Below are 11,933 nucleotides of genomic sequence, written 5' to 3' on the forward strand. Positions count from 1 at the left end.
CACTGGACCCTGCAAAAGGCGCACGCCAACATGCCGCCCAAGGTTCGAGAAGGCCTTGAGACGCTGTAAAAAGAGGGATTCAGGAAGGGCTTGCGGGGGTTGAGCCCGACTTGAAAGCAACAGCACCTTGCCCGGCGTTGCGCCGGGCAAGGTTTTTAGCGTGTCTTACAGCAGTGGCAGCGAGTAGCTCAGGATCAGACGGTTTTCGTCCTGGTTACGCGTGCTTGCGATGTCGCTACGCCACATGGCGTTTTTCCAGGTCACACCAAGGTTTTTCAGCGGACCTTCTTGCACTACGTACGCAACAGTGATGTCACGTTCCCACTCGGACTGACCGGTGAACTCGGCACGGGTGCCGGAAACAGTGTCGATATCGTCACCCTTCAGGTAGATAACACCAGCGGTCAGACCAGCCAGGCCCACCTTGGCAAAATCGTAGGAGTAACGAGCTTGCCAGGTACGCTCGCCAGCGCGGGCGAACTTCTGGATTTGCATATCCGTAGTCAGGTAGGCCGACGAACCATCACCCTGGTTCAACCAAGGGAAGTCGCTGCTGCCATTGCTGACCTGGTAACCACCACCAAAGGTATGACCGGCAACGGAGTACAAGAACAGGCCGCTGTACAGGTTGTTATCAACCTTGCCGCGACCGGAGTTGACACCGCTGTAGTTACCCGACGAGAAGTAGGCGGCCTGATTGCCGTTGTTACCGTCATCGGAGCTGTTGAAGTAACGCAGGTCAGACTTCAGTACGCCTGGGCCGATGGACCAGTTATGGGTCAGACCCAGGAAGTGTTGCTTGTAGAAATCTTCCAGGTTGCCGTAGTAGTACTGGGCAGTCAGGTCCTTGGTGAGCTTGTAGTCACCACCGGCATAGATGAATTTGTTGCTGTCGCGCCAGCTAGCGCCACGGCTGTTAGCGCCGGAGATCGACAGGTTTTCGTTGTTGCTGGAGTTACGACCCTTGGCTTTTTCGATCTGACCGCCAACCAGCGTCAGGTCGGTGATTTCGTTAGTGGTGATCTGACCACCTTGGAAAGTCTGCGGCAGCAGACGACCATCGTTGGTGACGATAACCGGCAGCTTGGGCTGCAAAGTCCCCAGTTTCAGCTCGGTTTGGGAGATCTTGGCTTTGGCTGTCAGGCCCAGGCTCGAGTAGTTATCAACAGCTTTGCCGTTGGACTCGCTTGGGAAGATAGTGCCGCCGTAAGCGCTGCCGCTATTGCCGTTGGTGCCGCCGCCCGAATCAAGACGGATGCCCAACAGGCCGATAGCATCAACACCGAAACCTACAGTGCCTTGGGTGTAACCGGAGGTGAAGCGCAGATCGAAGCCTTGGCCCCACTCTTCGTTCTTGTTCGCGCCAGCGCCTTCACGGTTGTCGGAGTTGATGTAAAAGTTACGCAGACCCAGTGTGGCCTTGCTGTCTTCAACAAAACCAGCGGCGCCAGCTTGCTGAGCCAAAACCCCAGCCGCGACGGCGAACGCCAATGTGGACTTCTTCATGTACCGCTCCTCTCGTTTCTAATTTTTGTAGTTCTTTGGTCTCGGGTCTGACGCCCTCGATCCACAGATGCGCGATTAGCGCCAGATCGTGACTGACAAGTCAATCGTAACCTTGTGTGTCTACTACCTTCGTCTAACCGCAGTTGATTTGGTCCCTGCAGGGTAATGAGTTTTTCATACACCCAAAAAGAATTATTTCATCCTTTTTCATACTATTCAGGAATAACACTTTCCATGATGCGACGATCCCGCAGCGGGATATCGCTCCATAAGCTAATTCCTAAAGGGTATTTATTGGCCATTTTTTAGATCGTTTAGTGTGAGCAAAATCTCGCACACGTCACTCACGATCAAAAAGGCGACGCCATCATGGCCAAACGCGCATCCTCTAGTCAATTTGTTACAGTTTTACTATCGCTTACACTTTCTTTTGGCGTGCAAGCGGCCAATCTCACCATCGGTTACCAAACCGGGATTGACCCCAGCAAAGTGCCCCAGGCCGACGGTGTTTATGAGCAAGTCATCGGCCAGCAGATCGACTGGCGCCGCTTCAACAGCGGCCCGCAAGTGGTCACCGCGATTGCCTCCGGCGATGTGCAGATCGGCAACCTCGGCTCCAGCCCGTTGGCGGCCGCCGCATCCCGTAACCTACCCATCGTAGCGTTCATCGTATCGGCCCAGATCAATAGTTCTGAAGCTTTGGTAGTGCGCAACGACAGTCACATTGACGCACCCAAGGACCTGATCGGCAAAACCATCGCCACGCCCTTTGTCTCCACATCCCACTACAGCCTGCTCGGGGCCTTGAAACACTGGGGCCTGGACACAAAGCAGGTCAAAGTGGTGAACCTGCAACCAGGCGAAATTGCCGCAGCCTGGAAACGCGGGGATATCGACGGCGCGTTTGTCTGGTCGCCGGCCCTGGGGGAAATCCGCAAGACCGGCAGGATCCTCACCGATGCTGCCCAGGTCGGCCAATGGGGCGCGCCGACGTTCGAGGTGTGGGTGGCGCGCAAGGATTTTGCCGAGAAGCATCCTGAGGTGGTGGCCAAGTTTGCCAAGGTCACCCTGGATTCGTTTGCAGAGTATGCGGCGCACAAAGCCGAGTGGACGGTGGATTCGGTACCGGTGCAGAAAATCGCCAGATTGACGGGCGCAAATGCCGCAGATATCCCCGAATTGCTGGAGGGCAGCACCTTCCCGGACGCCCAGGCACAACAGACGGACGCCTTGCTCAATGGCGGAACGGCCAAGGCCATTGGCGAGACGGCGAAGTTTCTCAAGGAACAAGGGAAAGTAGAGACAGTGCTACCGGACTATTCAGCCTACGTGACCGGAAAATTCATCAAAGAATAAACACGAACAAAGAATGTGGGAGCGGGCTTGCTCGCGAAGGCGGTGTGCCAGTCAATAAATGTGCTGACTGACACACTGCCTTCGCGAGCAAGCCCGCTCCAACATTAGGTATTGGGTGTACCGAATACCGTGTTTACAGGGTCTTCTCGAAGATCTTCGAATTACGCTGGAAGTTGTACAGCGAAGCCCGCGCCGACGGCAGGCGATCCACGCTGCTTGGCACGAAGCCGCGCTCGCGGAACCAGTGGGCGGTACGGGTCGTCAGCACGAACAGGGTCTTCAAGCCTTGGGTGCGGGCGCGGGTTTCGATGCGCTCGAGCAGCTCATCACCACGGCCGCCATGGCGATATTCCGGATTGACCGCCAGGCACGCCAGCTCACCCGCCTCCGAGTCGGCAATGGGGTACAGCGCGGCGCACGCGATGATCATGCCTTCGCGCTCCACCACGCTGAACTGTTCGATTTCCCGCTCCAGCACTTCCCGCGAGCGGCGCACCAAAATGCCCTGCTCTTCCAGTGGGCTGATCAGGTCCAGCAGGCCGCCGACGTCTTCAATCGCCGCCTCCCGCACCAGTTCGAATTGCTCCTGGGCCACCAGCGTACCGCCGCCGTCCCGGGTAAAGAGTTCGGTCAACAGCGCACCGTCTTCGACATAACTGACGATATGGCTGCGCCCCACGCCCCCACGACAGGCCTCGGCCGCCGCATCCAGCAGTTCGGCCTGGTAGTTGTTGCCCAGGCGTTGCAGGTGCGCCGGTACTTGCTGCGGACGCAGCTCGCGCACCAGTCGGCCGTTTTCGTCGATCAGGCCCAGGTCGGCGCCAAACAACAGCAGCTTGTCGGCGCCCAGGTCGATGGCGGCGCGGGTGGCGACGTCTTCACAGGCCAGGTTGAAAATCTCCCCGGTCGGCGAATAGCCCAATGGCGACAGTACGACAATGGAGCGTTCGTCCAGCAGGCGGTTGATGCCCTTGCGGTCGACCCGGCGCACTTCGCCGGTATGGTGGTAATCGATACCGTCCAGCACGCCGATCGGCCGTGCGGTCACCAGGTTGCCACTGGCTACCCGCAGGCGCGAGCCCTGCATTGGCGAAGACGCCATGTCCATGGACAGTCGTGCTTCGATAGCAATACGCAAGTGGCCGACCGCGTCGATCACGCACTCCAGGGTCGCGGCATCGGTGATGCGCATGCCATCGTGGTAATGCGGGGTCAGGCCGCGAGCGGCGAGGCGGGTTTCGATTTGCGGGCGCGAACCATGTACCAGCACCAGGCGCACGCCGAGGCTGTGCAGCAGCACCAGATCGTGGACGATGTTGCCGAAGTTGGGATGATCCACACCGTCGCCCGGCAGCATGACCACAAAGGTGCAGTCACGGTGGGCATTGATGTAAGGCGAAGCGTGACGAAGCCAATTGACGTATTCGGGCATAAACCTGGGCCTGTTATAAAAAGCAGCCAAAAAAGGATGAATCGCTAAACGCACAGCGGGCTGATGGTTATCGTCGGAACAGGCTTGGCGACACGCTCGCTCTCCTTCTAAGTACGGGATGCAATGGGGTTAATTTATGCAGGTTTGAGGCAGTAGTGTTCAATCAATTCCCGCAATAGACGCACTGTAGGCGTCAAGCGTGACATTTCAAGGTACTCGCCCGGCTGGTGGGCGCAGGCAATATCCCCAGGGCCGAGCACCAGGGTTTCACAACCAAGGCGCTGAAGATAAGGCGCTTCAGTGCCGAACGCTACTGCTTCGGCACGATGGCCGGTCAATCGTTCCGCGACCCGCACCAGCTCGGCATCTTCAGGCTGCTCGAAAGGCGGCACTTCGGGGAACAGCGGCGCATAGTCGATCTGCACCTGATGGCGTTCGGCGATGGGCCGCAGTTTCTGCTGGATGGCGTCGCGCAGCACCTGCGGATCCATGCCGGGCAAGGGCCGCAGGTCGAATTCCAGGGAGCATTGGCCGCAAATGCGGTTGGGGTTGTCGCCGCCGTGGATGCAGCCAAAATTCAAGGTGGGCTGGGGCACGCTGAACTGTGGGTTGCGATACTCCCGCTGCCATGCCAGGCGCAGGCCGCGCAGTTCGCCCATGGCGTCATGCATGGCTTCGAGGGCGCTGTGGCCCAGGCTTGGGTCTGACGAGTGACCACTGCGCCCGAGGATGTCGATACGTTCCATCATCACGCCCTTGTGCAAGCGGATCGGTTTGAGGCCCGTGGGCTCGCCAATCACCGCAGCCCGCCCCAGCGGGCGACCGGCCGCAGCCAGCGCGCGGGCGCCGGCCATGGAGCTTTCTTCATCACAGGTGGCAAGGATCAACAGCGGCTGCTTGAACGGTTGGTCGAGCAGCGGCAGGACCGCTTCGATGGCCAGCGCGAAAAAGCCTTTCATGTCGCAGCTACCCAGTCCTACCCAGCGCCCGTCCACTTCCGTCAACTTCAAAGGATCGGTCTGCCATAGCGCTTCATCGTACGGCACGGTATCGCTATGCCCTGCCAGCACCAGGCCGCCGGGCCCGCTGCCGAAGCTGGCCAGCAGGTTGAACTTGCCAGGGCTGACCTGCTGGATCTCGCAGGCAAAGCCCAGGTCGCCAAGCCAGGTGGCGAGCAGATCGATCACCGGGCGGTTGGTCTGGTCGAGAGACGCTTGGGTACAACTGACAGAGGGCGCGGCAATCAGAGCGGCAAATTGTTCTTTCATGGACGGTAAAGGCATGCGCTGTCTCTCAACTTCCACAGATGAAACCCATCATAGAACCATCTGCGCTGCACAATAAACCCGTTGCGGCACGTTGCAGGGCTCAGTCCTGTACACTGCACGACCTTGGCAGCCACATTTTCCCCCGGCTGCACTCCCGATCCTGGATGTTCCGGCCATGCAAAAAGAAACCGAAATCAAGCTCCGCGTCAGCCGCGAGACCCTCGCTGCGCTGCGTGAGCACCCGCTCCTGAAAAAACGCAACAAAAGTGGCTGGGAACGCCGTGAGTTGATGAATCAGTACTTCGACACCCCCGAGCGCGACCTGGCCCAGGCCAAGGTTGCCCTGCGCCTGCGCAAGGATGGCGACGAAGTGATCCAGACCCTCAAGACCCGCGGCCACAGCGTTGCCGGCTTGTCGGAACGTAATGAATACGACTGGAAACTGCCCAAAGCCAAGCTCGACGTGAAGAAACTCGACGGCGAATGCTGGCCCGAGCAATTGGCCGAGCTGGACAAAAAGACCCTCAAGCCAATTTTCACCACCGACTTCGTGCGCGAACGTGCCGAGATCGCCTGGGGCCGTGGCAAGGCCAAGGTGGTGATCGAAGCCGCCCTGGACCTGGGCCATGTGATTGCCGGCAAGCAGAAGGAAGAAATCTGCGAGCTGGAACTGGAATTGCGCGAAGGCGAACCCGCCGCCCTGCTGGAACTGGCTGCCGAACTGGCCCAGACCCTGGCGCTGATGCCGTGCGATATCAGCAAGGCCGAGCGCGGCTACCGCCTGTTCGACGCCAGCAGCTACTCCCTGAGCCTGCCGGCCCCACAACTGCAACCACAAATGCCTTTGGATGACGTCTTCGCCGCGCTGACCTGGCACCTGCTGGGCAGCAGCCAGCGCCTGGCCGAGCAGTACCGTTTCAACGGCCACTGGCGCCTGTTGCAGGACTGGGTGGAAAACCTCGCCGAAATGCGCGCCCTGATCGGTAGCCTCGGCCAGGCCGCACCACGTCAATCCACCAGCGAACTGCGCAGCGCGCTCGACGCCCTGCTGGAAGACTGGCGCCCACTGGTCCAGGCCGGTGAAGACGATGAAGACGTGCGCAAGGCCGCGCCGGAACAGTTCCTCGAAGAATTGACCGACGTGCGCTGGGGCCTGTTCTCACTGAACACTTCGCGCTGGTTGCTGGCCCGCACCTGGACCCAGGACCGCAACGTGCGCGGCAACCGCCAGGGCGCCGCCCAGGTCGCCAACTGGCTGCCGCGCCTGCTGGCCGACGAAGCCGTCGCCCTGCGCCTGCCGCGCTACCAGCAACAGCCCGAAGACCTCGCCGAGCAACTGCCGCGCATCGAGCGTCTGCAGGCTTGGCTGCACCATGCCCGGCACCTGCTGGAAATCCCGGAGCTGGATCGTTTGTACGGTGAGCTGAACAAGTTGGCGGCCCTGGCCAACCTGCCAATCACCGACGAATCGCTGGATGCGCGGATGCATCAGGTGATTGCGGTGTATCAGAATCGTGCGTGGAAGACTTTGCTGCGTCTGTAAGCGCCCTCTGGCTTGCTGTGGAGAGCCGACTTCTTGTGGAACAGGCTTGTCGTGGCGAGCGGGCTTGCCCCGCGCTGGGCTGCGTAGCAGCCCCAACCAAGACCAACTTATTTTTCAGGTGGACCGAGGCGATAGGTTTTGGGGCTGCTACGCAGCCCAGCGCGGGGCAAGCCCGCTCGCCACGACAAGCCCGGTTGCCACAAGCCGCCGCTCAGCGCAACACTGGCAGGCTGGTGGTCGACTTGATTTCCGACAACGCCACAATCGAGTTGACCTCCTGTATCCCCGGCACCATCGACAACTTCTCAAAGAAAAACCGCTCATACGCCTCGATATCCGAGGTGACAATGCGCAACAGAAAATCCACCGCCCCCATCAGCACATAACACTCCAGCACCTCCGGGAACCCGCGGATCGCCTCGGTGAACTCCGTGAAGTTGGACCGCCCGTGGGCATTGAGTTTGACCTCGGCAAAGATCTGCGTGTTGAGGCCAATCTTCTTGCGGTCGAGCAACGTCACCTGGGCGCGAATCACCCCTTCTTCCTTGAGCCGCTGGATCCGCCGCCAGCAAGGCGACTGCGACAGACCGACCTGTTCGGCAATCTGCGCGCTGGAGAGTGACGCGTCTTCCTGCATCAGTGCCAGGATCCGGCGGTCGTAAACGTCCAACTCACTGCGCATAAAAATACCCTTTAATCCCGCATGCTCGAATTGTGCTATTCATTTATAAGGCATATCACTCAAACATAGATAAGAAATACCCCACAGGTCATGTAAAAATTTCTCCAGTCAAATTTGGAGAACGGCCATGCATTCAGTCCCAGCCAGCCCCACCCGCGTCGATGCCTGGGCAGTCAGCAATAGCCATTGCCAGGCGCGCTACCAGATCCTCGCCGAAGCCGAGCCCGATGTGCTGTGCCGGATCCTGAACTACTTCGCTTTGCAGTTCCTCGTGCCGCAACAGGTGAACGTGACACGCGACGATGACCTGCTGAACATCGACGTAGTGATGGACGGCCTGAGCTGGCACCGCGCCCAGGTGATCGGTGAAAAACTTCGTAACCTGATCAGCGTGTGCTCGCTGGAGCTGCAACCTGTTGAATCCACAAGGTTGCAGACCGTACAAGCGATGGCTCAGTAAAAACCGGCAATAACCCTCTGGGCGACAGCGACCAGGATGGAACTAGCCTTGGCGCTACCGCATGAAACCGCCCAGGAAACCGCCATGCCCGTTGCGCCACAACGCCAGGATCGCAGGCTTTGCCTCGACGAACTGCTGCCCGCCCTCACCGCCCATGGCTTGATCGACACTGCCCTGGCCGAAAGCCTGCGGCGCACTCCGGCCAATGGCCTGCACCCGCTGGAGTTTCTCGCCGGCCAGTCACTGCCCGACCCCGCGCGGCCCGGCCTGGCGCTATCACTGGAACGGCTGACCCAATGGCTCGCCAGTCATGTAGACCAGCCCTATCTGCGCATCGACCCACTGAAAATCGATGTGGCGAGCGTGGTGCCGCTGATGTCCCACGCCTTCGCCCAGCGCCACCATATCCTCGCCGTCGCCCTGGATCGCGACAGCGTGACGGTGGCCAGCGCCGAACCCTACCTGCGCGAGTGGGAAGCGGGGCTAGCTCATGTGTTGAAGCGCTCGATCAAGCGCGTGGTCGCCAACCCCCAGGCGATCCGCAGTTGTACCCAGGAGTTCTTCCGGCTGGCCAGGTCGGTCAGCGGGGCCGACCAGACCAACCCCACGGCGCCCCCTGCCGAGCAGTTGCTCAACCTCGGGGCCGGCGATCAGGAGCCCGACGCCAACGACGCGCATATCGTCAATATTGTCGACTGGCTGCTGCAATTTGCCTTCGGCCAGCGCGCCAGCGATATCCATATCGAACCGGGCGGCGACCAGGGCCGCGTGCGCTTCCGTATCGACGGTTTGCTGCACGATGTCTATCAGTTTCCGCCCCAGGTCACGACCGCCGTGGTCAGCCGCCTGAAAAGCCTCGGGCGGATGAATGTCGCCGAGAAGCGCAAGCCCCAGGATGGCCGGGTCAAGACCAAGACGCCCACGGGTATCGAAGTGGAATTGCGTCTTTCGACCCTGCCCACGGCCTTCGGCGAGAAGCTGGTGATGCGGATTTTCGATCCCCAGGTGCTGCTCCAGGATTTCCAGCAACTGGGGCTGTCGGCCGATGACCTGCAGCGCTGGCAGCACATGACCGCCCAGGCCAACGGTATCATCCTGGTCACCGGCCCCACCGGGTCAGGCAAGACCAGCACCCTCTATACCACCCTGCGGCAACTGGCTTCCCGCACGGTGAACCTGTGCACGGTGGAAGACCCCATCGAGATGGTGGAGCCGGCCTTCAACCAGATGCAGGTCCAGCACAATATCGACCTGACCTTCGCCAGCGGCATCCGCGCGCTTATGCGCCAAGACCCGGACATCATCATGATCGGCGAGATCCGCGACCTGGAAACCGCTGAAATGGCGATCCAGGCGGCCTTGACCGGTCATCTGGTACTGTCGACCCTGCACACCAACGACGCCCCCAGCGCGATAAGCCGCCTGCTGGAACTGGGCATTCCCCATTACTTGATCAAGGCCACTCTGCTTGGGGTCATGGCCCAGCGCCTGGTGCGGCGGTTGTGCCCACACTGTAAAAGCCCGACGGCGTTGAACCAGGACGCTTGGCACAGCGCTACCCAGTCTTGCGTGGCACCACCCGCCAGCGTCTACCGCGCCAATGGCTGCGTAGAGTGCCGCGAAAGTGGCTATCGCGGGCGTATCGGGGTCTACGAAATCATGCTGATGAATGACGGGGCCAGGGCCCTGGTCAGTGCCGACACCGACTTGCAGGCACTGCGCCGCGAAGCGCTCAACGGCGGCATGCACAGCCTGCGTCTGGCAGGTGCGCACAAGGTGGCTGCGGGGCTGACCACACTGGAGGAAGTGCTACGGGTTACACCAGCGAACGAGTAAACCGTTCTTATCTGCGGCAAGCCCGTTACAATCGACAGACTTCGCGTCACCGCCACCACCAGACAAGGAATCGTTATGCAGATCGGAACAGTGCTTCTCCTCTTCGTAGGCTTGGCCATCGCCATCCTGTTCATGGGTTTCAAGGTCGTGCCCCAGGGCTACCAGTGGACCGTGGAACGCTTCGGCCGCTACACCAACACGCTCAAGCCTGGCCTGAATATCATCATTCCTGTGATGGACCGCATCGGGCGCAAGATCAACGTGATGGAAAGCGTGCTGGATATTCCGCCCCAGGAAGTGATCACCGCCGATAACGCCACAGTGCAGATCGACGCGGTGTGTTTCTTCCAGGTGGTGAACACCGCCCAGGCGGCCTATGAGGTCAACAACCTCGAACATGCGATCCGCAATCTGCTGCAAACCAACATCCGTACGGTGCTCGGCTCGATGGAACTGGATGCCATGCTCAGCCAGCGCGACGGCATCAACGAGAAGCTGCTGCGCACGGTCGATGAAGCCACCGCACCTTGGGGCATCAAGATCACCCGTATCGAGATCAAGGACATCAGCCCGCCCGCCGACCTGATGGCCGCCATGTCCGGCCAGATGAAAGCCGAGCGTATCAAGCGTGCCCAGATCCTCGAAGCCGAAGGCCTGCGCGCCTCCGCCATCCTGACCGCCGAAGGCAAGAAGCAGGCGCAGATCCTCGAGGCTGAAGGTGGTCGCCAGGCCGCATTCCTTGAATCCGAGGCCCGTGAACGTCAGGCCGAGGCAGAGGCCCGTGCCACGCAGGTGGTATCGGAAGCGATCGCCACCGGTAACGTGCAAGCCATCAACTACTTTGTCGCACAGAAGTACATCGACGCCCTTGGCAAGCTGGCCTCGGCCAACAACAGCAAAGTCATCCTGATGCCGCTGGAAGCCAGCCAGGTCATTGGCGCAGTGGGAGGCATCGGCGAAATCGTCAAGGCCACCTTCGACAACAAGAAAGCCTGAGGCCCGCACCATGTGGGAATTCCTGCAACACCTGTCGTTCTGGGATTGGCTGGCGCTGGGCACGGTGCTGCTGATTCTTGAAGTGTTTGGTGCCGGCGGTTATCTGCTGTGGATGGGGATCGCGGCGGCGGCCGTTGGTGTGCTCAAGTTCCTGATCCCGGGGCTTGGGCTGGAGCTGCAACTGCTGCTGTTTGCGGTGCTGTCCATCCTGACGGCGGTGTACTGGTGGAAGCGCCAGCGCAGCAGCGCCAAGGCCAGCGACCAGCCGGGCCTGAACATGCGCGGTTCGGAGCTGATTGGCCGCACCTTTGTGGTGCATCAGGCGATTATCGACGGGCGGGGCAAAATCAAGGTCGGCGATGGCGTATGGATGGTCACCGGGCCTGACGCACCTGTAGGGGCTCAAGTACGGGTGATTGGCCAGGATGGCGTGATTATGCGCATTGAAACTGTTTAGTCAGCCATGGAACTCGACCGGGTTATCTACAATCAAACTGTTCAGATAACCCAGTCGGAGTCACCCATCATGCGTCTCAAATATGCTGTCGCCACCCTCGCCGTGCTTTCCCTCCCAGTTGGATCGGCCATGGCCGACAGCTTCTGGCGTAATGTCATCTCATCGGGCGCCACCACCGGCTCGACGTACCTGACCTTCAAGGACCACAAGCTGGTCGTCGCCGCCCAGGACGACGCCGGCAGCTTCGTCGCCAGTGACGGCGGTATCCGTGGCCCATACCTGGAAGCCGCCATGCAGAAAGTGCGGGCAGACAATCCAGGCCTGAAAGCCACCGACATGGAGTTGGCCAACGCCATCCTGGCGAAAAACGCAGTTGCTGCCGAGTAAATCCGGTGCG

The 11,933-nt window shown here is 60.2% G+C and carries 11 protein-coding genes; 7 read left to right on the forward strand and 4 right to left on the reverse strand.

Going from position 1 to position 11,933, the window contains the following annotated elements; genetic code table 11:
* Positions 1–165: 165 nt before the first annotated feature.
* Entirely contained in the window at positions 166–1,506 is a 1,341-nt protein-coding gene (locus GDV60_RS26030; protein ID WP_133715270.1) for an OprD family porin, read from the reverse strand.
* A 369-nt stretch (positions 1,507–1,875) separates the two neighbouring features.
* Here GDV60_RS26030 and tauA point away from each other — a divergent pair, with 369 nt between their 5' ends.
* Entirely contained in the window at positions 1,876–2,862 is a 987-nt protein-coding gene (tauA, locus tag GDV60_RS26035; protein WP_159909120.1) for a taurine ABC transporter substrate-binding protein, read from the forward strand.
* Positions 2,863–2,995: 133 nt separating this feature from the next.
* On the opposite strand, the gene argA is transcribed toward tauA, so the two are convergent.
* Entirely contained in the window at positions 2,996–4,294 is a 1,299-nt protein-coding gene (gene argA, locus GDV60_RS26040; RefSeq protein WP_029289484.1) for an amino-acid N-acetyltransferase, read from the reverse strand.
* Positions 4,295–4,428: 134 nt separating this feature from the next.
* Positions 4,429–5,577: an acetylornithine deacetylase gene (argE, locus tag GDV60_RS26045; protein ID WP_029289486.1), complete on the reverse strand. Its 1,149-nt coding sequence runs from the start codon at positions 5,575–5,577 to the stop codon at positions 4,429–4,431.
* A gap of 160 nt (positions 5,578–5,737) precedes the next feature.
* Here argE and GDV60_RS26050 point away from each other — a divergent pair, with 160 nt between their 5' ends.
* Entirely contained in the window at positions 5,738–7,105 is a 1,368-nt protein-coding gene (locus GDV60_RS26050) for an inorganic triphosphatase (RefSeq protein ID WP_070994010.1), read from the forward strand.
* Positions 7,106–7,316: 211 nt separating this feature from the next.
* Here GDV60_RS26050 and GDV60_RS26055 read toward each other — a convergent pair whose 3' ends face one another.
* Positions 7,317–7,787 carry an Lrp/AsnC family transcriptional regulator gene (locus tag GDV60_RS26055; protein WP_133715268.1) on the reverse strand — a complete coding sequence of 157 codons (471 nt, stop codon included), beginning with the start codon at positions 7,785–7,787 and terminating at the stop codon, positions 7,317–7,319.
* A 127-nt stretch (positions 7,788–7,914) separates the two neighbouring features.
* Here GDV60_RS26055 and GDV60_RS26060 point away from each other — a divergent pair, with 127 nt between their 5' ends.
* From GDV60_RS26060 to GDV60_RS26080, 5 genes are all read left to right on the forward strand, one after another.
* Positions 7,915–8,247, forward strand: a complete 333-nt coding sequence (locus GDV60_RS26060) for a hypothetical protein (RefSeq protein ID WP_029289492.1) — start codon at positions 7,915–7,917, stop codon at positions 8,245–8,247.
* An 84-nt stretch (positions 8,248–8,331) separates the two neighbouring features.
* Positions 8,332–10,083 carry a GspE/PulE family protein gene (locus GDV60_RS26065; protein WP_159909319.1) on the forward strand — a complete coding sequence of 584 codons (1,752 nt, stop codon included), beginning with the start codon at positions 8,332–8,334 and terminating at the stop codon, positions 10,081–10,083.
* 75 nt (positions 10,084–10,158) lie between these two features.
* On the forward strand, positions 10,159–11,079 hold the full coding sequence (locus tag GDV60_RS26070; RefSeq protein WP_027608388.1) for an SPFH domain-containing protein: 921 nt from the start codon (positions 10,159–10,161) through the stop codon (positions 11,077–11,079).
* A gap of 10 nt (positions 11,080–11,089) precedes the next feature.
* Complete coding sequence (locus GDV60_RS26075; protein WP_029289497.1) at positions 11,090–11,536, forward strand: NfeD family protein; 447 nt, start codon at positions 11,090–11,092, stop codon at positions 11,534–11,536.
* A 69-nt stretch (positions 11,537–11,605) separates the two neighbouring features.
* The gene (locus GDV60_RS26080) at positions 11,606–11,923 is read left to right on the forward strand and encodes a DUF2388 domain-containing protein (protein ID WP_029289499.1); all 318 of its coding nucleotides are present in this window, start codon (positions 11,606–11,608) and stop codon (positions 11,921–11,923) included.
* Positions 11,924–11,933: the final 10 nt, after the last annotated feature.

Source organism: Pseudomonas sp. DTU12.1, assembly GCF_009873475.1.
In the GTDB taxonomy this organism is placed as follows: domain Bacteria; phylum Pseudomonadota; class Gammaproteobacteria; order Pseudomonadales; family Pseudomonadaceae; genus Aquipseudomonas; species Aquipseudomonas proteolytica.

Coding starts and splice junctions, on each gene's coding strand:
- GDV60_RS26065 (WP_159909319.1), top strand. CDS start 8,332: ATGCCCGTTGCGCCACAACGCCAGGATCGCAGGCTTTGCCTCGACGAA.
- GDV60_RS26080 (WP_029289499.1), top strand. CDS start 11,606: ATGCGTCTCAAATATGCTGTCGCCACCCTCGCCGTGCTTTCCCTCCCA.
- GDV60_RS26055 (WP_133715268.1), bottom strand. CDS start 7,787: ATGCGCAGTGAGTTGGACGTTTACGACCGCCGGATCCTGGCACTGATG.
- GDV60_RS26050 (WP_070994010.1), top strand. CDS start 5,738: ATGCAAAAAGAAACCGAAATCAAGCTCCGCGTCAGCCGCGAGACCCTC.
- tauA (WP_159909120.1), top strand. CDS start 1,876: ATGGCCAAACGCGCATCCTCTAGTCAATTTGTTACAGTTTTACTATCG.
- GDV60_RS26070 (WP_027608388.1), top strand. CDS start 10,159: ATGCAGATCGGAACAGTGCTTCTCCTCTTCGTAGGCTTGGCCATCGCC.
- GDV60_RS26030 (WP_133715270.1), bottom strand. CDS start 1,506: ATGAAGAAGTCCACATTGGCGTTCGCCGTCGCGGCTGGGGTTTTGGCT.
- argA (WP_029289484.1), bottom strand. CDS start 4,294: ATGCCCGAATACGTCAATTGGCTTCGTCACGCTTCGCCTTACATCAAT.
- GDV60_RS26075 (WP_029289497.1), top strand. CDS start 11,090: ATGTGGGAATTCCTGCAACACCTGTCGTTCTGGGATTGGCTGGCGCTG.
- GDV60_RS26060 (WP_029289492.1), top strand. CDS start 7,915: ATGCATTCAGTCCCAGCCAGCCCCACCCGCGTCGATGCCTGGGCAGTC.
- argE (WP_029289486.1), bottom strand. CDS start 5,577: ATGCCTTTACCGTCCATGAAAGAACAATTTGCCGCTCTGATTGCCGCG.